The sequence below is a fragment of the Geodermatophilus sp. SYSU D00879 genome (assembly GCF_054050375.1).
Window position 1 is genome coordinate 68,000 of the sequence record NZ_JBJGZF010000016.1, and the last position, 20,605, is coordinate 88,604.

Consider the following 20,605-nt stretch of genomic DNA (forward strand, 5'->3'; position numbering starts at 1 on the left):
ACCGGGCTCAGCCGCGCCGCGACCGGCGGTCGTCCTTGACGTGACCGCGGAAGGTCCGGGTCGGAGCGAACTCGCCGAGCTTGTGCCCGACCATCGCCTCGGTCACGAAGACCGGGACGTGCTTGCGACCGTCGTGCACGGCGATGGTGTGGCCGAGCATGTCCGGGATGATCGTCGAGCGGCGGGACCAGGTCCGGATGACCGTCTTGGTGCCCTTCTCGTTCTGCACGTCCACCTTCTTGAGCAGGTGGTCGTCGACGAACGGGCCCTTCTTCAGGCTGCGTGGCATGTCTGTCGGACTCCTCTACCCGCTCAGCGCTTCTTGTTGGTGCGCCGGCGGCGCACGATCAGGGCGTCACTGGCCTTGCGCTTGCGCGTGCGGCCCTCCGGCTTGCCCTTCGGGTTCACCGGGTGACGACCACCGGAGGTCTTGCCCTCACCACCACCGTGCGGGTGGTCCACCGGGTTCATGGCGACACCGCGGACGGTCGGGCGCTTGCCCTTCCACCGCATGCGGCCGGCCTTGCCCCAGTTGATGTTCGACTGCTCGGCGTTGCCCACCTCGCCGACGGTGGCGCGGCAGCGCACGTCGACGTTGCGGATCTCGCCCGAGGGCATGCGCAGCTGGGCGAAGCGGCCCTCGCGGGCGACCAGCTGGACGCTGGTGCCGGCGGAGCGGGCGATCTTCGCGCCGCCGCCGGGCCGCAGCTCGATCGCGTGCACGACCGTGCCGACCGGGATGTTGCGCAGCGGCAGGTTGTTGCCCGGCTTGATGTCGGCCGCCGGGCCGCACTCCACCGTGTCGCCCTGCTTCAGGCGGGCCGGCGCGATGATGTAGCGCTTCTCGCCGTCGGCGAAGTGCAGCAACGCGATGCGCGACGTGCGGTTCGGGTCGTACTCGATGTGCGCGACCTTCGCCGGCACGCCGTCCTTGTCCGCCCGACGGAAGTCGATGACGCGGTAGGCGCGCTTGTGACCGCCGCCCTGGTGGCGAGCGGTGACCTTCCCGTGGACGTTGCGCCCGCCGCGACCGTGCAGCGGCCGGACCAGCGACTTCTCGGGGTGGTCGCGGGTGACCTCGGCGAAGTCGGCGACGCTGGAGCCGCGGCGGCCCGGCGTCGTCGGCTTGTACTTGCGGATAGCCATTGCTGACTCAGTCCTCTATCTCTGGTCCGGCAGTCCCGGGCTCAGGCGCCCGGGCCCCCGAAGATCTCGATCCGGTCGCCGGGCGCCAGCGAGACGATGGCCCGCTTGGTGTCCTTGCGCTTGCCGAGCTTGTTGCCCCGGCTGCGCTTGCGCTTGCCCTGGCGGTTGATGGTGTTCACGCCGAGGACCTTCACGTTGAAGACCTGCTCGACCGCGATCTTGATCTGCGTCTTGTTGGCCTCGGGCAGCACCACGAACGTGTACTGGTTGTCGTCCAGCAGCCCGTAGCTCTTCTCCGAGATGACCGGCGACAGCAGGACGTCCCGGGGGTCGCGGACGCTCACGCCTTCTCCTCGGTGGTGTCGGTGGCCTCGTTCTGCTCGAGGTCCAGGTCGGTCGTGCCCTCAGCCGGCTGGATGGACGGGATGGCGCCGGGGATGTCCGGCGTCGTCAGGTCCGGCTTGGTCAGCGAGGTGCTGCCGTTGCCGCCGTGCGGGCCGGCGACGAACTCGGCGAGCGCGGTCTCCGTGAAGACCACCTCGTCGCTGACCAGGACGTCGTAGGTGTTGAGCTGGCCGGCCTCGATCAGGTGCACGCGCGGCTCGTTGCGCAGGCTCACCCAGTTGAGGACGTCGTCGCGGTCGAGGACCACGAGCACCCGCTTGGCCGAGGTGACGGCGTCGAGGGTGGCGATGGCCGCCTTGGTCTTCGGGGCGTCCCCGTCGACGAAGGTGGTGACGACGTGCACGCGGCCGTCGCGCGCCCGGTCGGAGAGGGCACCGCGCAGCGCGGCGGCCTTCATCTTCTTGGGCGTGCGCTGCGAGTAGTCGCGCGGCTGGGGGCCGTGCACCGTGCCACCGCCGGTGAACTGCGGCGCGCGGATCGAGCCCTGACGGGCGCGGCCGGTGCCCTTCTGGCGGTAGGGCTTGACGCCACCGCCGCTGACGGCGCCGCGCGTCTTCGTCGCGTGCGTGCCCTGGCGGGCCGCGGCCAGCTGGGCGACGACGACCTGGTGCATGAGCGCGACGTTCGCGTTCGCGTCGAACAGGTCACCGGGCAGCGTGACGCTGCCCGAGGTCTCCCCCGCCGGCGTGCGGACGTCGACCTGGCGGTCGGCGCGCGCGGCCTCGGTCGCGGTCGACTGGGTCACTGGTTGTCACTCCCCACGGGACCGCCCTTGACGGCCGAGCGGACGAGCAGGAGCCCGCCCTTCGGGCCGGGGACGGCGCCCTTGATCAGGATGAGGCCGCGCTCGGTGTCGACCTTGTGGACGACGAGCGAGAGGGTCGTGGTCTTCACCGCGCCCATGCGCCCGGCCATCTTCAGGCCCTTGAACACGCGGCCGGGGGTGGAGGCGCCGCCGATCGAGCCGGGCGACCGGTGCTTGCGCTGGGTGCCGTGCGCCGCGCCGAGGCCCTTGAAGCCGTGGCGCTTCATGACACCGGCGGTGCCCTTGCCCTTGCTGGTGCCGATGACGTCGACCTTGGCCACGCCGTCGAAGACCTCGGCGGTCAGCTCCTGGCCGACCGTGTACTGGCCGGCGTCCTCGGTGCGGAGCTCGACCAGGTGGCGGCGCGGCGTCACGCCGGCCTTGGCGAAGTGGCCACCCTCGGGCTTGTTCACCTTGCGGGGGTCGATCTCGCCGAAGCCGAGCTGGACGGCCGAGTAGCCGTCGACCTCGGGGGTGCGCACCTGCGTCACCACGTTCGGGCCCGCCTTGACGACGGTCACCGGCACGATGCGGTTGTTCTCGTCGAAGACCTGGGTCATCCCCAGCTTCTCGCCGAGGAGCCCGCGGAACGTACTCGCCATGACTGGACTCGGTCCCTTACTGGATGTTCACGTCGACCGAGGCCGGCAGGTCGATGCGCATGAGCGCGTCGACCGTCTTCGGCGTCGGGTCGAGGATGTCGATGAGCCGCTTGTGCGTGCGCATCTCGAAGTGCTCGCGCGAGTCCTTGTACTTGTGCGGCGAGCGGATGACGCAGTACACGTTCTTCTCCGTCGGCAGCGGCACCGGGCCGACGACGCGCGCACCGGTCTTGGTCACCGTGTCGACGATGCGCCGCGCCGAGGCGTCGATCGCCTCGTGGTCGTAGGCCTTCAGCCTGATGCGGATCTTCTGTCCCGCCATCGCTGTCTCTCGCTCCTGCCGATCGCTGTTCTGCTTGCTGGGGAACGCCGGGTGCGTCCGGAACTCATCCGGTGCGGCCCCAGCGGGGAGGGTGGCGGTGCACACACGCAGCTCGTCCACCCGGGGACGGGCGGCGGCGCAGGGGTGCGCCGCCGCCCGTCGGGGGTGTTACTTGATGATCTTGGTGACGCGACCGGCGCCGACGGTGCGGCCACCCTCACGGATGGCGAACCGCAGGCCCTCCTCCATGGCGATCGGCTGGATCAGCTCGACCGTCATCTCGGTGTTGTCGCCCGGCATGACCATCTCGGTGCCGGCCGGCAGGGTCACGACGCCGGTGACGTCGGTCGTCCGGAAGTAGAACTGCGGACGGTAGTTGTTGAAGAACGGCGTGTGACGGCCACCCTCGTCCTTCGAGAGGATGTAGACCGAACCCTCGAAGTTGGTGTGCGGGGTGATCGAGCCGGGCTTCACGACGACCTGGCCGCGCTCCACGTCCTCGCGCTTGATGCCGCGCAGCAGCAGACCGACGTTGTCGCCGGCCTGGCCCTGGTCGAGCAGCTTGCGGAACATCTCGACGCCGGTGACGGTGGTCTTGGTCGACGACGGACGGATGCCGACGATCTCGACCTCCTCCGACACCTTGACGATGCCGCGCTCCACGCGACCGGTGACGACGGTGCCGCGACCGGTGATGGTGAAGACGTCCTCGACCGGCATGAGGAAGGGCTTGTCGACCTCACGCTGCGGCTCGGGGATCGCCGTGTCGACGGCGTCCATGAGCTCCATGAGCTTGTTGCCCCACTCGGCGTCGCCCTCGAGGGCCTTCAGCGCCGAGACGCGGACCACGGGGACGTCGTCGCCCGGGAACTCGTACTCGGAGAGCAGCTCGCGGACCTCCAGCTCGACGAGCTCGAGGATCTCCTCGTCGTCGACCATGTCGGCCTTGTTCAGCGCCACGACGATGTAGGGGACGCCGACCTGGCGGGCCAGGAGGACGTGCTCCTTGGTCTGCGGCATCGGGCCGTCGGTCGCGGCGACCACCAGGATGGCGCCGTCCATCTGCGCCGCACCGGTGATCATGTTCTTGATGTAGTCGGCGTGCCCGGGGCAGTCGACGTGCGCGTAGTGACGGTTCTCCGTCTGGTACTCGACGTGGGCGATCGAGATCGTGATGCCGCGGGCCTTCTCCTCGGGCGCCTTGTCGATCTGGTCGAAGGCCGACGCCTCGTTGAGGTCCGGGTACTTGTCGTGCAGCACCTTGGTGATCGCCGCGGTCAGCGTGGTCTTGCCGTGGTCGATGTGCCCGATGGTGCCGATGTTGACGTGCGGCTTGGTCCGCTCGAACTTGGCCTTGGCCACTGGGTTCCTCTCCTCGTGGTCTCGCGTAGTGCGCGAACTCTGGGGTGGGCTTGCTGGGGGTGCCGGGCGGGGACGTGCCCCGCCCGGCGGGTCACTCGCCGGTGGCCTTGGCGATGATCTCCTTGGCCACGTTCTGCGGGACCTCGGCGTACGAGTCGAACACCATGGTGTAGCTCGCCCGCCCCTGGGTGCGGCTGCGCAGGTCGCCCACGTAGCCGAACATCTCCGAGAGCGGGACCAGGGCCCGGACGACGCGGGCGCCGGAGCGCTCCTCCATCGCCTGGATCATCCCGCGCCGGGAGTTCAGGTCGCCGATGACGTCACCCATGTAGTCCTCGGGCGTGACGACCTCGACGGCCATCATCGGCTCGAGCAGGGCCGGGCTGGCCTTGCGGGCGGCCTCCTTGAAGACCATCGAGCCGGCGATCTTGAAGGCCATCTCCGAGGAGTCGACCTCGTGGTACTGGCCGTCGACGAGGGTCGCCTTGACCCCGACCATCGGGTAGCCGGCGAGGATGCCGTACTGCATGGCGTCCTGCATGCCCTGGTCGACCGAGGGGATGTACTCCTTCGGGATGCGACCACCGGTGACGGCGTTGACGAACTCGTAGGTCGGGCCGTCGCCGCTGACCTCGAGCGGCTCGATGCTGACCTGCACCTTGGCGAACTGGCCGGACCCACCCGTCTGCTTCTTGTGGGTGTAGTCGACCTTCTCGATCGCCTTGCGGATGGTCTCGCGGTAGGCGACCTGCGGCTTGCCGACGTTGGCCTCGACGCGGAACTCGCGCCGCATGCGGTCGACCAGGATCTCCAGGTGGAGCTCGCCCATGCCGGAGATGACCGTCTGGCCGGTCTCCTCGTCGAGGCGGACCTGGAAGGTCGGGTCCTCCTCGGCCAGCTTCTGGATGGCCGTGCCGAGCTTCTCCTGGTCGCCCTTGGTCTTCGGCTCGATGGCGACCGAGATGACCGGGGCCGGGAAGGTCATCGACTCGAGGATCACCGGGTTCTGCGGGTCGCAGAGGGTGTCACCCGTGGTCGTCTGCTTCAGGCCGACGACGGCGACGATCTGGCCGGCGCCCACGCCCTCGCGCTCCTCGCGCTTGTTGGCGTGCATCTGGTAGATCTTGCCGATCCGCTCCTTGCGGTCCTTGGTGCTGTTGAGCACCGGGGACCCGGAGTTGAGCCGGCCCGAGTAGACCCGGACGTAGGTCAGCTTGCCGAGGTGCTGGTCGGTCTGGATCTTGAAGGCCAGCGCCGAGAACGGCTCGTCCTCGTCGGCGTGCCGCAGGACCTCGGTCTCGCCGTCGAGGGCGGTGCCCACGATGGCCTCGATGTCCAGCGGGCTGGGCAGGTAGTCGACGACGGCGTCGAGCAGGGGCTGCACGCCCTTGTTCTTGAACGCCGTGCCGGTGAGCACCGGGTTGATCTGCGCGGCGATGGTCGCCTTGCGGATGGCGGCCTTGAGCTGGTCGACGGGGATGTCCTCGCCGCCCAGGTAGGCCTCCATGATCGCGTCGTCGGTCTCGGCGATCGTCTCGAGCAGCTTGTCGCGGTACTCGGCCGCCTGGTCGGCGAGCTCGGCGGGGATCTCCTCGATGGCGTAGTCCTCGCCCATCTTGGTCTCACCGCGCCAGGTGAGCGCGCGCATCTGCACCAGGTCGACGACGCCGATGAAGTCGGCCTCGGCACCGATGGGCAGCTGCAGCACGGCCGGGTTGGCGCCGAGCCGCTCGACCATCATGTCGACGCAGCGGAAGAAGTTCGCGCCGGTCCGGTCGAGCTTGTTGACGAAGCACATGCGCGGGACGCCGTACTTCTCCGCCTGCCGCCAGACCTGCTCGGTCTGCGGCTCCACGCCGGCGACACCGTCGTAGACGGCCACGGCACCGTCGAGCACGCGCAGGGACCGCTCCACCTCGACGGTGAAGTCGACGTGCCCCGGGGTGTCGATGATGTTGATGTCGTGGTCGTTCCAGGAGCACTTCGTCGCGGCGGACGTGATGGTGATGCCGCGCTCCTGCTCCTGCTCCATCCAGTCCATCGTGGCCGCGCCGTCGTGGACCTCACCGATCTTGTAGTTGATACCGGTGTAGAAGAGGATGCGCTCGGTCGTCGTGGTCTTGCCCGCGTCGATGTGCGCCATGATCCCGATGTTGCGGGTCCTGGCGAGCTGGGCCTTGGTGTCGGCCATTCCTCACTCCTCTTTGTCTCTGGTCCGCGTGCGGGGTCCGGGGGGTGGCCCGGCGTTCCCGCCGGCGGGTGCTGGTGGACGGGGTGTCACCAGCGGGGGTGCGACTACCAGCGGTAGTGCGCGAAGGCCTTGTTCGACTCGGCCATCTTGTGGGTGTCCTCGCGGCGCTTGACCGCGGCACCGAGGCCGTTGCTGGCGTCGAGCAGCTCGTTCATGAGGCGCTCGGTCATCGTCTTCTCGCGGCGCGCCCGGCTGTACTGGATCAGCCAGCGCAGGCCGAGGGTGGTGCTGCGGGAGGCGCGGACCTCGACCGGGACCTGGTAGGTCGCGCCACCGACGCGGCGGCTGCGGACCTCGAGGGCCGGCTTGACGTTGTCCAGCGCGCGCTTGAGCGTGACCACCGGGTCGGTGTCGGTCTTGGCGCGGCAGCCCTCGAGGGCGCCGTAGACGATCGACTCGGCGACCGAGCGCTTGCCGTCGACGAGGACCTTGTTCACCAGCTGGGTGACCAGCGGCGACTGGTAGACCGGGTCGTTGACCAGCGGACGGCGCGGCGCGGGGCCCTTGCGCGGCATGTCAGCTCTTCTCCTTCTTCGCGCCGTACCGGCTGCGAGCCTGCTTGCGGTTGCGGACACCCTGGGTGTCGAGCGAGCCGCGGATGATCTTGTAACGCACACCCGGGAGGTCCTTCACGCGGCCGCCGCGCACGAGCACCATCGAGTGCTCCTGCAGGTTGTGGCCGACGCCCGGGATGTAGGCGGTCACCTCGATGCCACTGGTGAGGCGGACGCGAGCGACCTTGCGGAGCGCCGAGTTCGGCTTCTTCGGCGTCGTGGTGTACACGCGGGTGCACACGCCTCGACGCTGAGGGGAGCCCTTCAACGCCGGGGTCTTGGTCTTCTCGACCTTGTCCTCGCGGCCCTTGCGGACCAGCTGGTTGATCGTGGGCATGGGTGGCCTGGATCTCCTACCTGCGCTGGGTCGTGCTGTGGACGGTGCTGCTGTCGTGTCGCCGGTGCCGGTCCTGCCGGGGTCGTCCGCCCTGGTCGCGAGCCACTCACCGGTCCCCGCGGTCGGGCGTGTCGCCTTCCCCAGGACCGGCCGGCGGTCGTACCGGACAGGTCGCCCCCCGCGACTCGGCGCCGCCACCTCCGGACACCGTCCTCCGTGGACGGCCCACCGGGGCGGACCCGCGGCCTGGAGGCGGACCTCCGGACACCCAGGCGCACCGCGAACGGGAGCAGGCCCAGGGCACCCTGGGCACGGCTGACCACGATACCCGCGTGCTGGGAGGCGGTCAAAGCCGGGTCCCGGGAGCCGAGCGGGCAGGGTCTGCCTGCCACCCGGGCCCGTTCGACGGGGACAACGACGCGGGCCCACCGGCCATTCCCGGCGGCCGCGGGGACCGTGCCGCACGGCCCCGGGGGGAGGCCGCACCATACCGCGGCCGGGCCGGCGCGCCAGGGGACGACGCGTGCCGGCACTCCCCCCGGTGGGCGCGCGACTGTCAGCCCCTCCCCCTACCGTCGGTCCCAACGAGACCACTCACCGCTACGGAGGTCCTGGTGCTGATCGACACGGCGCGCGAGCTCAAGGCGCGGCTGTCCGCCCGCCTGGCCGAGGGCTTCCCCCCGGTCCGGGCCAGCGACCTCGGCGGCCGCGTGTGGACGCGGCCGGCCATCGGGCTGGCTCCCGTCGCCCCCGGGCGGGTGCACCTCGCGATCCGCGTGGCGGCCGAAGCCGACGCCCGGGTGCTGCTCACGGACCTCGACGACGTGGTGCGCGCGGAGATCGACGTCCGGGTGACCGGGCCGATAGTGCCGCTGTCCTCCCCCACCCCGGCCGAGCTCCAGCAGCGCACCCGCCCGCTGCACCCCGGGCTGTCGGTGGCCCACCCCGCCGTCACGGCCGGGACGCTGGGCGGCTTCGTCCGGGTGGACGGCCGGCTGGCGATCCTGTCCAACAACCACGTCCTCGCCGCCAGCGACGCCGGCGCGGTCGGCGACGCGGTGCTGCAGCCCGGACCGGCCGACGGCGGCGTCCCGGCCGACCGGGTGGCCACGCTGACCGCCTTCGAGCGCTTCACCGGGGGCCGCAACAGGGTCGACGCCGCCGTCGCCGTCCTGGACGCCGGCGTCGAGGCCGAGCCCGGCCGGGTCCCCGGCGGCCCGCTGGCCGGCACCGTGGCCGACGGGGAGGAGGTGGAACCGGACGAGGAGGTCGAGAAGGTGGGTCGCACCACGGGGCACACCCGCGGGCGGGTCACCGCCGTCGAGGTCGACGGGGTCGCCGTCCAGTACGACGACGGCGTGCACGTCTTCGACGACCAGATCGAGATCGAGGGCCTGTCGGGACCCTTCTCCGCCGGCGGGGACAGCGGGTCGGTCATCTGGCGCAGCGCGGACCGCGTGCCGCTGGGCCTGCTGTTCGCCGGCAGCGACCAGGGCGGCAGCAACGGCGCCGGGCTGACCTTCGCCAACCCCCTGTCGACGGTGCTGGCCACCCTGGGGGCGGAGTGGGTCGCCTCCTGACCTCCTCCTGAGGCCCTCCCCCAGGTCAGGGGGATGTCGCTCCGGGCGGGAACGAGGCACCATGGGGTGGTGACCGAGCCCGCACGGCCGTCCGGGACCTCCCTCGTCCCGGGCACCCGGCGCGCGGGCGTCAGCGAGGAGACCTCGTGACCGACCGTGCCGCCGCCCGCGCCGCCAAGGGCGTTCTCGCTGACCAGCTCTCCGCGCAGCCGGGGGTGGTCGGCATCGGCCTGGCCCGGCGGGACAGCGGCTACGTCGTCAAGGTCGACGTCGCCGACGCCGACGCGGCCGGCCTGGTCCCCCGCGACGTGGACGGCGTCCGGGTCGTCACCGAGGTCGTCGGGGTGATCCGCCCGCTGCGCAGCCGCACCGCCTGAGCCTCGGGCCCGCCCGCGCGCACCCGCTACGGTCGCCGGAGGCGCCGACGCGGGCGCCGCCGACCAGAGGAGTGCAGGTGCGCATCGGCATCCAGGCCAGTTACGCGGGGGGATTCCAGGAGACGGCGGCGGAGATCGTCGACCTCGAGGCCGCCGGGCTCGACCTCGCGATGTGCGCGGAGGTCTACACCTTCGACGCCGTCAGCCAGCTCGGGTACCTGGCGGCCGTCACGCAGCGGGTCGAGCTGATGAGCGCGATCCTGCCCATCTACAGCCGGACGCCGGCCCTGACGGCCATGACCGCCGCCGGGCTGGACTTCGTCTCCGGCGGGCGGTTCACCCTGGGCCTGGGCGCCTCCGGCCCGCAGGTGATCGAGGGCTGGCACGGCGTCCCCTACGACGCCCCGCTGCAGCGCACCCGCGAGGTCGTGGAGATCTGCCGGCAGGTGTGGCGCCGCGAGCGGCTCGTGCACGAGGGGCCGAAGTACACGGTGCCGCTGCCGGCCGAGCAGGGCACCGGCCTGGGCAAGCCGCTCAAGCTGATCAACACCCCGGTGCGCGAGCGCATCCCGGTGATGCTCGCCGCGCTCGGCCCCAAGAACGTGGAGCTCGCCGCCGAGATCGCCGAGGTGTGGGAGCCGATCTGGTTCATGCCCGAGCGCGCCGACGACGTCTGGGGCGACTCGCTGCGGGCCGGGAAGGCGAAGCGGGACGCCGCGCTCGGGGACCTGCAGGTGATCTGCGGCGTCCCGGTGGCGATCGGCGAGGACGTCGACCACCTGCACGACCTGGTGCGGCCGCAGCTGGCCCTCTACGTCGGCGGCATGGGCGCCCGGGGGAAGAACTTCTACAACGACCTCGCGCGGCGCTACGGCTACGAGGAGGCCGCCACCACCGTCCAGGACCTCTACCTGGACGGGAAGAAGGACGAGGCGGCCGCGGCGCTGCCCGAGGAGTTCGTCCGCAAGGTGTCGCTCATCGGGCCGGAGTCCTACGTGGCCGAGCGGGTGGCCGCCTACGCGGAGGCCGGCGTCACCACCATCGCGCTGCAGCCCCTCGACGACAGCCGCGAGGGCCGGCTGCGGACGGTGGAGACCATGCGGAAGCTGGCCGACCGCTAGTCCGGCGTTGCGTCACGTGACGCCGACGTCGTCCTGGCTCAGCCCCGCGCGTCCTGGCTCGCCGTCGGCGGTGAGCCAGGACGCCGCACGATCAGGTCACCTGATCGTGCCTCGTGAACGGAGAAGGGCCCCCAGGTCGATGACCTGGGGGCCCTTCTCACGTGCTACCGGGGATCAGCCCCGCCAGTCGTACTCCTCGAGGCGCACGGCCTCACCGGAGCCCGACCCGAAGACGTCCGGGCTGTAGTACTGCCCGTCGTCGTACCCGGCCATCGTGTAGACGGCGGCGCGGGCCTCCTCGGTCGGCTCGACCGTGATGTTCCGGTAGCGGCTGATGCCCGTACCCGCCGGGATCAGCTTGCCGATGATCACGTTCTCCTTCAGGCCGAGGAGCGAGTCGCTCTTGCCCTGGATGGCGGCGTCGGTGAGCACCTTGGTCGTCTCCTGGAAGGAGGCGGCCGACAGCCACGACTCGGTCGCGAGCGAGGCCTTGGTGATGCCCATGAGCACCGGACGGGCCGAGGCCGGCTCGCCGCCCTCGGCGACGACGCGGCGGTTCTCGGTCTCGAACAGCGTCCGCTCGACCAGCGCACCGGGGAGGAACTCCGTGGCGCCCGAGTCGATGATGGTCACCCGCTTCAGCATCTGGCGGATGATCACCTCGATGTGCTTGTCGTGGATCGACACGCCCTGGCTGCGGTAGACCTCCTGGACCTCGCGGACCAGGTGCAGCTGCACCTCGCGCGGGCCCATGATCCGCAGCACCTCGTGCGGGTCCACCGCACCCTCGGTGAGCTGCTCGCCGACCTCGACGTGGGCGCCGTCCTCGACCCGCAGCCGCGACCGGCGCGACAGCTTGTCGTAGACGACCTCGTCGGAGCCGTCGTCCGGGGTGATCGTGAGCTTGCGGAACTGCTCGCCGTCCTCGATCCGGACGGAGCCGGCCAGCTCGGCGATCGGGGCCTTGCCCTTGGGGACGCGGGCCTCGAAGAGCTCCACGACACGCGGCAGACCGTGGGTGATGTCCTCACCCGCGACACCACCGGTGTGGAAGGTGCGCATCGTCAGCTGGGTGCCGGGCTCACCGATCGACTGGGCGGCGATGATGCCGACCGCCTCGCCGACGTCGACGAGCTTGCCGGTGGCCAGCGACCGGCCGTAGCAGGTCGCGCAGGTGCCCAGCAGGGACTCGCAGGTCAGGACGCAGCGGACCTTGACCTCGGCGACGCCAGCGTCGACCAGCTGGCCGATCAGCACGTCACCCAAGTCCTGGCCGGCCTGCGCGATCAGCGTGCCGTCCTCGGCCACCACGTCGGCGGCCAGGGAGCGGGCGTAGACACTGGTCTCGACGTGCGCGTCCCGGGTCAGGACACCGTCGACGACGGTCGCGATCGGCATGACCACGCCGCGCTCGGTGCCGCAGTCCTCCTCGCGGATGATGACGTCCTGCGAGACGTCGACCAGCCGGCGGGTGAGGTACCCGGAGTCCGCGGTCCGCAGCGCGGTGTCGGCCAGACCCTTGCGCGCGCCGTGCGTGGAGATGAAGTACTCCAGCACGGACAGACCCTCCCGGAAGTTGGCCTTGATCGGCCGCGGGATGATCTCGCCCTTCGGGTTGGCCACCAGGCCGCGCATGCCGGCGATCTGGCTGATCTGCATCATGTTGCCTCGGGCGCCCGAGTTGACCATGACCCAGACCGGGTTGGTGGTCGGGAAGTTGTCCACCATCGCCTGCGAGACCTCGGCCCGCGCGCGGGTCCAGATCTCGATCAGCTCGCCACGGCGCTCGGCGTCGGTGATGACACCGCGCTCGTACTGCCGCTCGATGCCGCGCGCCTCGGCCTCGTGCCGGTCGAGGATCTCCTGCTTGGCCGGCGGGGTGACGACGTCGTCGATGGCGATCGTGACGCCCGAGCGGGTGGCCCAGCGGAAGCCGGCCGACTTGAGGGCGTCCAGCGTCGCCGCGACCTGCACCTTGGGGTAGCGCTCGGCGAGGTCGTTGACGATCGCCCCGAGCTCCTTCTTCGGCACCTGGTAGTTGACGAAGCGGTAGTCCTCGGGCAGGGCCTCGTTGAACAGCACCCGGCCGAGGCTGGTCTCGACCAGCGCCGGGGCACCCGGGGTCCAGTCCTCGGGCTGGGTCCAGGCCTCGTTGACCTTGCCGTTGTCGACGCCGAACACCTCGTCGAGGCGGATCAGCGCGCGCTCCTGCAGGGCCAGGGCGCCCTTGTCGAACGCCATGATCGCCTCGGCCGTCGACCCGAAGGCCGCCGGACGGCCACCGTCGGCCTGGTGCCGGCTCGGCACCAGGGTGGTCAGGTGGTACAGGCCCAGCACCATGTCCTGGGTCGGCGCGGTGATCGGGCGACCGTCGGCCGGGCTCAGGATGTTGTTGCTGGACAGCATGAGGATGCGGGCCTCGGCCTGCGCCTCCGCCGACAGCGGCAGGTGGACCGCCATCTGGTCGCCGTCGAAGTCGGCGTTGAAGGCGGTGCAGACCAGCGGGTGGATCTGGATGGCCTTGCCCTCGACCAGCTGCGGCTCGAAGGCCTGGATGCCCAGGCGGTGCAGCGTCGGCGCCCGGTTCAGCAGCACCGGGTGCTCGGTGATGACCTCCTCAAGCACGTCCCAGACGACGGGACGGGCGCGCTCGACCATGCGCTTGGCGGACTTGATGTTCTGCGCGTGGTTGAGGTCGACCAGCCGCTTCATGACGAAGGGCTTGAACAGCTCCAGCGCCATCTGCTTGGGCAGGCCGCACTGGTGCAGCTTGAGCTGCGGGCCGACGACGATGACCGATCGGCCGGAGTAGTCGACGCGCTTGCCGAGCAGGTTCTGCCGGAACCGGCCCTGCTTGCCCTTGAGCAGGTCGGACAGCGACTTGAGCGGGCGGTTGCCCGGGCCGGTGACCGGACGGCCGCGGCGGCCGTTGTCGAACAGCGCGTCCACGGACTCCTGGAGCATCCGCTTCTCGTTGTTCACGATGATCTCGGGCGCGCCGAGGTCGAGCAGCCGCTTGAGCCGGTTGTTCCGGTTGATGACCCGGCGGTACAGGTCGTTCATGTCGCTGGTGGCGAAGCGGCCACCGTCGAGCTGCACCATCGGGCGCAGGTCCGGCGGGATGACCGGGACGCAGTCCAGCACCATGCCCATGGGCGAGTTGCGGGTCTGCTGGAACGCCGCGACGACCTTGAGCCGCTTGAGGGCCCGCAGCTTGCGCTGGCCCTTGCCGCTGCGGATGGTCTCGCGCAGCGAGGCGGCCTCGGCGTCGAGGTCGAAGTCGGCCAGCAGCTTCTGCAGGGCCGCGGCACCCATGCCGCCCTCGAAGTACTCGCCGAACCGGTCGCGCAGCTCGCGGTACAGGCCCTCGTCGGCGATGAGCTGCTTGACCTCGAGCTTGCGGAAGGTGTCGAGCACCTCCTCGAGGCGGTCGATCTCCCGCTGGGCACGGTCGCGCAGCTGGCGCATCTCGCGCTCGCCGCCCTCGCGCACCTTGCGGCGGACGTCGGACTTGGCGCCCTCCGCCTCGAGCTCGGCCAGGTCGGCCTCGAGCTTCTGCTGGCGGGCCTCGACGTCGGCGTCGCGCCGGCTCTCGAGGTTGTGCTTCTCCGCGCTGATCTCGGCCTCGATGGTCGGGAGGTCGCGGTGGCGCGCCTCGTCGTCGACCGAGGTGATCAGGTAGGCGGCGAAGTAGATGATCTTCTCGAGGTCCTTGGGCGCCAGGTCGAGCAGGTAGCCCAGGCGCGAGGGGACGCCCTTGAAGAACCAGATGTGGGTGACCGGCGCGGCCAGCTCGATGTGGCCCATCCGCTCGCGGCGGACCTTCGCCCGGGTCACCTCGACGCCGCAGCGCTCACAGATGATGCCCTTGAAGCGGACGCGCTTGTACTTGCCGCAGTAGCACTCCCAGTCCCGCGTGGGACCGAAGATCTTCTCGCAGAAGAGACCGTCCTTCTCCGGGCGCAGCGTCCGGTAGTTGATGGTCTCGGGCTTCTTCACCTCACCGTGCGACCACTGGCGGATGTCGTCGCCGGTGGCCAGACCGATGCGGAGCTCGTCGAAGAAGTTGACGTCGAGCACTGAGTGGACCCCTTTCCCGGGGCTCGTTACTGCACTTCTAGTCGTTGGCTGGGGACGCCGGCCGGCCCGTCACGCGGAGGGCCGGCCGGCGGCCGATCACACGTCCTCGACGCTGGAGGGCTCGCGGCGGGACAGGTCGATGCCCAGCTCCTCCGCGGCCCGGAACACCTCGTCGTCGGTGTCGCGCAGCTCGATCGCCTGCCCGTCGCCGGAGAGGACCTCGACGTTGAGGCAGAGCGACTGCAGCTCCTTGAGCAACACCTTGAACGACTCGGGGATGCCCGGCTCGGGGATGTTCTCGCCCTTGACGATGGCCTCGTAGACCTTGACGCGGCCCAGGATGTCGTCGGACTTGATGGTCAGCAGCTCCTGCAGCGCGTAGGCCGCGCCGTAGGCCTGCATCGCCCAGCACTCCATCTCACCGAAGCGCTGGCCACCGAACTGCGCCTTACCACCCAGCGGCTGCTGCGTGATCATCGAGTAGGGGCCGGTCGACCGCGCGTGGATCTTGTCGTCGACCAGGTGCAGCAGCTTCAGGATGTAGACGTAGCCCACCGAGATCGCCTCGGGGAACGGCTCGCCGGAGCGGCCGTCGAACAGCCGCGCCTTGCCGGTCTCCTGCACCATCCGGTTGCCGTCGCGGTTGGGGATCGTCGAGCCGAGCAGGCCGATGATCTCCTCCTCGCGGGCGCCGTCGAACACCGGCGTCGCGGTCCGGGTGCCCGGCTCCGCCTGGCGCGCCTGCTCGGGCAGGTTGACCGCCCACTCCGGCGTGCCCTCGACCTGCCAGCCGGACTTGGCGATCCACCCGAGGTGGGTCTCCAGGACCTGGCCGACGTTCATCCGGCCCGGGACGCCGAGCGGGTTGAGGACGATGTCCACCGGGGTGCCGTCCTCGAGGAACGGCATGTCCTCCTGCGGCAGGATCTTCGCGATGACGCCCTTGTTGCCGTGGCGCCCGGCGAGCTTGTCGCCGTCGGAGATCTTGCGCATCTGGGCGACGTAGACCCGGATCAGCTCGTTGACGCCGGCGGGCAGCTCGTCGCCGTCCTCGCGGGAGAACACGCGGACGCCGATGACCTTGCCGGACTCGCCGTGCTTGACCTTCAGCGACGTGTCGCGGACCTCGCGGGCCTTCTCACCGAAGATCGCCCGCAGCAGCCGCTCCTCGGGGGTCAGCTCGGTCTCGCCCTTGGGCGTGACCTTGCCGACGAGGATGTCGCCGGGGACGACCTCGGCACCGATGCGGATGATGCCGCGCTCGTCGAGGTCGGCGAGGACCTCCTCGGAGACGTTCGGGATGTCCCGGGTGATCTCCTCGGCGCCGAGCTTGGTGTCGCGGGCGTCGACCTCGAACTCCTCGATGTGGATCGAGGACAGGACGTCGTCCTGCACGAGGCGCTGCGACAGGATGATCGCGTCCTCGTAGTTGTGGCCCTCCCACGGCATGAAGGCGACGAGCAGGTTCTTGCCCAGCGCCATCTCGCCCTGGTCGGTGCACGGCCCGTCGGCGATGACCTGGCCGACCTCGACCCGCTGGCCCTCGTCGACGACGGGGGTCTGGTTGATCGAGGTGCCCTGGTTCGAGCGGCGGAACTTCAGCAGCCGGTAGGTCTGCCGGGTGCCGTCGTCGGCCATGACGGTGACGTAGTCGGCGGTCGAGTCCTCGACGACGCCGGCCTTCTCCGCCACGACGACGTCGCCGGCGTCGACGGCGGCCCGCAGCTCCATGCCGGTGCCGACCAGCGGCGCCTCGCTGCGCAGCAGCGGGACGGCCTGACGCTGCATGTTCGCGCCCATGAGCGCGCGGTTGGCGTCGTCGTGCTCGAGGAACGGGATCATCGCCGTCGCGACCGAGGTCATCTGCCGCGGCGAGACGTCCATGTAGTCGACCTGCTCGGGCGACAGGTAGTCGACCTCACCGCCCTTGGTGCGGACCAGGACGCGCTCCTCGGCGAACCGGCCCTGGGCGTCCAGCGGCGAGTTGGCCTGGGCGACGACGAAGCGGTCCTCCTCGTCGGCGGTCAGGTAGTCGATGTGGTCGGTGACCACGCCGTTCTCGACCCGGCGGTACGGGGTCTCGATGAAGCCGAAGGCGTTGACCCGGCCATAGGCCGACAGCGAGCCGATCAGGCCGATGTTCGGGCCTTCCGGGGTCTCGATCGGGCACATCCGGCCGTAGTGGCTCGGGTGCACGTCGCGGACCTCCATGCCGGCCCGCTCACGGGACAGACCACCCGGGCCCAGCGCCGACAGGCGGCGCTTGTGGGTCAGGCCCGCGAGCGGGTTGGTCTGGTCCATGAACTGCGACAGCTGGCTGGTGCCGAAGAACTCCTTGATGGAGGCGACGACCGGCCGGATGTTGATCAGGGTCTGCGGCGTGATCGCCTCGACGTCCTGGGTGGTCATCCGCTCGCGGACCACGCGCTCCATGCGGGAGAGGCCGACCCGGATCTGGTTCTGGATCAGCTCGCCGACGGTGCGCAGTCGGCGGTTGCCGAAGTGGTCGATGTCGTCGACCCCGTGGTCGGGCTCGCCGGCGTGCAGTCGCACGACGTACTCGATGGTGGCGACGATGTCGTCCTCGGTCAGCGTCAGGGTGCCCTGCGGGACCTCGACGCCGAGCTTCTTGTTCACCTTGTAGCGGCCGACCTTCGCCAGGTCGTAGCGCTTCGGGTTGAAGAAGAGGTTCTCCAGCAGCGCCTGGGCGCTCTCCCGCGTCGGCGGCTCGCCCGGCCGCAGCTTGCGGTAGATGTCCAGCAGCGCCTCGTCCTGCCCGGCGATGTGGTCCTTCTCCAGGGTGGCGAGGATGGTCGGCGACCACTGGAAGTGCTCGCGGATGCGGTCCTCGGTCCAGCCCAGCGCCTTGAGCAGCACGGTGACCGGCTGACGGCGCTTGCGGTCGATGCGCACGCCCACGGTGTCGCGCTTGTCGACGTCGAACTCCAGCCACGCACCACGGCTGGGGATCACCTTGGCGCTGAAGACGTCCTTGTCGGAGGTCTTGTCCAGGGTCTTGTCGAAGTAGACGCCGGGGCTGCGCACGAGCTGCGAGACGACCACGCGCTCGGTCCCGTTGATGACGAACGTGCCCTTGTTCGTCATGATCGGGAAGTCGCCCATGAACACCGTCTGGCTCTTGATCTCGCCGGTGGTGTTGTTCATGAACTCGGCGGTGACGAACAGCGGCGCCGCGTAGGTCATGTCCTTGTCCTTGCACTCCTCGAGGGACGCCTTGACGTCCTCGAAGCGCGGGTTGGAGAAGGACAGCGACATCGAACCGCTGAAGTCCTCGATCGGGGAGATCTCCTCGAGGATCTCGGCCAGGCCGCCGACGGCGGTCGCCTGCTCCTCGGGCGAGAGGGTGGCGCGCCACTCGGGGCTGCCGACCAGCCAGTCGAAGGACGCGGTCTGCAGGGCGAGCAGATCCGGCACCTCGAGGGGCTCGGAGATCTTCGCGAAGGAGACCCGGAGCGGAGCGCCGGGGATCTTCTGCTGGTCGGCCTCTCCGGTGCGGGGGCCGGCCTGGGGAGTCTGGTTCTGCTGGCCGAAGCCGCCGGACTCGGTCGTGCTGGGGGAGATGCTGGTGGGGCGAGAGCCTGCCAAGATGCGTCCTTCCAAGGACCTCACGACGTGCGGGCGGTGGGTGCGGGTTCGTCCTGGGTCGTCGTCGGTGATGGCGGGGCTGTCCGCGGCGTCCGGCCCGCTCGGGGAACGGGTGTCGCCCAGGTGCCGGGAGGGGATCCCGGGCAGCCCAGGTGACCCGTCTCGGCGGGCAGGCAGTCAGGGGGCAGCGCAACAGAGAACCCTACCCCTGCTCGCGCACGCTGTCCACGTCGGGGGTGGGGTGACGCTGACCCCACTCCCGGGAAGGACGGCGTCCGGCAGACCGGGCGGCGTTCCGCGCGGCCATGATGCCAGCCCGGGGGCCCCGCTGTCTCCGCCACGCCGCGGGGAACGCCGCCCGGCCCGGCCCGCGGCCCCCGGATCAGCTGGTCGTGAGCAGGGTCAGGTCGCTGATCTTCCAGTCGCCGTCGACCTGCGCGAGCTGCACCTGGACGGTCTGGGTGCACGACTGGGCGCCCTCCGGGGTGACCGTGCACTCGGAGCCCTCGGGGGCGGGCTGGGTCCCGCTGTTGACCGACTCGACGACGTACTGGCCGAACACGACGACGGTCGCGCTGTCCTGGTCGTCGGAGACCTGCTGCAGGCCGACGTCGAGCACCTCGTACCGCGTGGTGGCCGACACCTGCTCGTAGGTGTCGACGATCCCGCCCTGGGACAGGTCCTGCTCGTACTGGTCGCGCAGGTCGCCGGTCAGGACGTCGAGCTTGCGCTGCACGCTGCCCTCGGAGTCCCGGTAGTCGTAGGCGTAGAGGGCCTCCACGTCCTCGCGCGCCGCGGCGAACACCGACGGCGAGACGGACGCGGGGTCCAGCCGCTGCCAGGCGAGGAGGCCGACCAGGCCGGCGGCGAGCACGCACAGCACCGCGAGGACCGCCACCACCGGCAGCCGGCGACGAGGTCGCGGCGACGGCCCGGCGACGGTCCGGGCGGGGCGCCCGGCGCGGGGGCGGCGGGCACCGTGCCGGGCGGGCGCGTCCTCGTCGGCGGTCCCGGCGCCGCCGGTCCCGTCCGGAGCGGGCGCCGGCGCCTCGGCCAGCGAGACGGCCGCGGTGTCGCCGCCCAGCGGGCCGGGACGGGCCCGGCGCCGGGCGGTGGTCGCCGCGGTGGCCGCCTCCGCGGCCGGCGTCACCGCCGCGGGGGCCTCGGTGACCGGGGCCTCCGCCCCGGGTGCCACGGTGACGGTGGCCTCCGGTGCCGCCTGGGCGCGGGGCTCCTCCCGGTCCCGGCGGCTGCCGGCCACCCGGGGACGCGGGGACGGGCGGGGCCGGTCCGCGCGCGGGCGCGGCGTGGGGCGGGGGCGCTCCCCCGGGGTCTCGCTCACACCGGTCACCTCCCCGAGATCCCGGACAGCAGCCAGCGGCCGTCCTCGCGCACGAGCTCCACCTGGATGCGGTAGCGCAGCACCTGGGCCTGCGGGCCGGCCGTGCTCCGCTGCGTCGACTGGAGGACCAGCAGCACGGTGCCCGAGTCCTCGTCGGCGCTGACCACGCCCGCGCCGACGACCTCGGTCTGCACGACCGCCTGGGCGTCCACCAGCTCCTGCCGCCGGTCCTGCAGCTGGGCCAGGGACTCGTCGCGCAGGTCGCCGGTGGCCACGCGGCGGACCTGCTCGATGTCGTCGTCGATGGTGACCGCGTCGAAGGACGTCAGGTCGACGATCCCCGAGCGGGCCGCCTGCAGCACCTGCACGTAGCTGTCGGTGCGCACCGGCGACTCGTCCTCGCGGGTCAGCCACAGCCACCCGGCCGCGGCGAGCAGCAGCACGAGCAGCACCGCGAGCACGGGCACCAGCGGGACCGACGGCCGGCGGCGGGCGCGCGGCGCGGCGTCGTCGCCGGAGGGGTCGGCGTCGCCGCCGGAGGGGTCGACGTCGTCGCCGGCCACCGGCTCCTGGGGAGCGGCGTGGCGGGCCCGCCGCCGGCCGCGGCGGCCGGCCGGCGCGTCCTCGGTGGCGGAGGGATCGGCGGTGGTCTCGTCGGGGGCCGTCCCGGTGTCCTGCCCGGCGCGCGTCACCGCGTCCTCCTCTCGGTCCGTGC

The 20,605-nt window shown here is 71.0% G+C and carries 17 protein-coding genes; 3 read left to right on the top strand and 14 right to left on the bottom strand.

Translation table 11 applies throughout. The features are described from left to right. Nucleotides 1-7 precede the first annotated feature (7 nt). The 10 genes from rpsS to rpsL all read right to left on the bottom strand — a co-directional run bounded on the left by rpsS (nt 8) and on the right by rpsL (nt 7,784). Nucleotides 8-289, bottom strand: a complete 282-nt coding sequence (rpsS, locus tag ACI79B_RS18545; protein WP_073421347.1) for a 30S ribosomal protein S19 — start codon at nt 287-289, stop codon at nt 8-10. 23 nt (nt 290-312) lie between these two features. Next, nucleotides 313-1,146: a 50S ribosomal protein L2 gene (gene rplB, locus ACI79B_RS18550; protein ID WP_073421345.1), complete on the bottom strand. Its 834-nt coding sequence runs from the start codon at nt 1,144-1,146 to the stop codon at nt 313-315. A 41-nt stretch (nt 1,147-1,187) separates the two neighbouring features. Continuing rightward, the gene (gene rplW / locus ACI79B_RS18555) at nt 1,188-1,490 is read right to left on the bottom strand and encodes a 50S ribosomal protein L23 (RefSeq protein ID WP_456929500.1); all 303 of its coding nucleotides are present in this window, start codon (nt 1,488-1,490) and stop codon (nt 1,188-1,190) included. Beyond that, nucleotides 1,487-2,296 carry a 50S ribosomal protein L4 gene (gene rplD, locus ACI79B_RS18560; RefSeq protein WP_456929501.1) on the bottom strand — a complete coding sequence of 270 codons (810 nt, stop codon included), beginning with the start codon at nt 2,294-2,296 and terminating at the stop codon, nt 1,487-1,489. Before rplD ends, rplW begins: the two co-directional genes overlap by 4 nt. Continuing rightward, complete coding sequence (gene rplC, locus ACI79B_RS18565; protein WP_456929502.1) at nt 2,293-2,958, bottom strand: 50S ribosomal protein L3; 666 nt, start codon at nt 2,956-2,958, stop codon at nt 2,293-2,295. Before rplC ends, rplD begins: the two co-directional genes overlap by 4 nt. 16 nt (nt 2,959-2,974) lie before the next feature. Then, a complete protein-coding gene (gene rpsJ, locus ACI79B_RS18570) occupies nt 2,975-3,280 on the bottom strand; it encodes a 30S ribosomal protein S10 (RefSeq protein WP_014742859.1) in 306 nt (101 codons plus the stop codon). A 168-nt stretch (nt 3,281-3,448) separates the two neighbouring features. After that, entirely contained in the window at nt 3,449-4,642 is a 1,194-nt protein-coding gene (tuf, locus tag ACI79B_RS18575; protein ID WP_456929503.1) for an elongation factor Tu, read from the bottom strand. A gap of 91 nt (nt 4,643-4,733) precedes the next feature. After that, entirely contained in the window at nt 4,734-6,833 is a 2,100-nt protein-coding gene (fusA, locus tag ACI79B_RS18580) for an elongation factor G (RefSeq protein WP_456929504.1), read from the bottom strand. A gap of 104 nt (nt 6,834-6,937) precedes the next feature. After that, complete coding sequence (gene rpsG / locus ACI79B_RS18585; protein ID WP_075013303.1) at nt 6,938-7,408, bottom strand: 30S ribosomal protein S7; 471 nt, start codon at nt 7,406-7,408, stop codon at nt 6,938-6,940. Nucleotide 7,409: 1 nt separating this feature from the next. Next, the gene (rpsL, locus tag ACI79B_RS18590) at nt 7,410-7,784 is read right to left on the bottom strand and encodes a 30S ribosomal protein S12 (RefSeq protein ID WP_012950487.1); all 375 of its coding nucleotides are present in this window, start codon (nt 7,782-7,784) and stop codon (nt 7,410-7,412) included. A gap of 614 nt (nt 7,785-8,398) precedes the next feature. Here rpsL and ACI79B_RS18595 point away from each other — a divergent pair. The 3 genes from ACI79B_RS18595 (at nt 8,399) to ACI79B_RS18605 (ending at nt 10,862) form a co-directional block, all read left to right on the top strand. Continuing rightward, nucleotides 8,399-9,364: a hypothetical protein gene (locus tag ACI79B_RS18595; RefSeq protein ID WP_456929505.1), complete on the top strand. Its 966-nt coding sequence runs from the start codon at nt 8,399-8,401 to the stop codon at nt 9,362-9,364. A gap of 146 nt (nt 9,365-9,510) precedes the next feature. Next, complete coding sequence (locus ACI79B_RS18600; RefSeq protein ID WP_387987762.1) at nt 9,511-9,741, top strand: hypothetical protein; 231 nt, start codon at nt 9,511-9,513, stop codon at nt 9,739-9,741. Nucleotides 9,742-9,818: 77 nt separating this feature from the next. Then, nucleotides 9,819-10,862, top strand: coding sequence for an LLM class F420-dependent oxidoreductase (locus tag ACI79B_RS18605; protein WP_456929506.1), 1,044 nt, complete (start codon nt 9,819-9,821; stop codon nt 10,860-10,862). A 174-nt stretch (nt 10,863-11,036) separates the two neighbouring features. On the opposite strand, the gene ACI79B_RS18610 is transcribed toward ACI79B_RS18605, so the two are convergent. The 4 genes from ACI79B_RS18610 to ACI79B_RS18625 all read right to left on the bottom strand — a co-directional run bounded on the left by ACI79B_RS18610 (nt 11,037) and on the right by ACI79B_RS18625 (nt 20,582). Then, nucleotides 11,037-14,942: a DNA-directed RNA polymerase subunit beta' gene (locus ACI79B_RS18610; protein WP_456929507.1), complete on the bottom strand. Its 3,906-nt coding sequence runs from the start codon at nt 14,940-14,942 to the stop codon at nt 11,037-11,039. 96 nt (nt 14,943-15,038) lie between these two features. After that, a complete protein-coding gene (gene rpoB, locus ACI79B_RS18615; RefSeq protein WP_456929508.1) occupies nt 15,039-18,548 on the bottom strand; it encodes a DNA-directed RNA polymerase subunit beta in 3,510 nt (1,169 codons plus the stop codon). A 382-nt stretch (nt 18,549-18,930) separates the two neighbouring features. Beyond that, a complete protein-coding gene (locus ACI79B_RS18620; RefSeq protein WP_457000236.1) occupies nt 18,931-19,890 on the bottom strand; it encodes a hypothetical protein in 960 nt (319 codons plus the stop codon). A 5-nt stretch (nt 19,891-19,895) separates the two neighbouring features. Next, nucleotides 19,896-20,582, bottom strand: a complete 687-nt coding sequence (locus tag ACI79B_RS18625; protein ID WP_456929510.1) for a hypothetical protein — start codon at nt 20,580-20,582, stop codon at nt 19,896-19,898. Between the last annotated feature and the right edge of the window lie 23 nt (nt 20,583-20,605).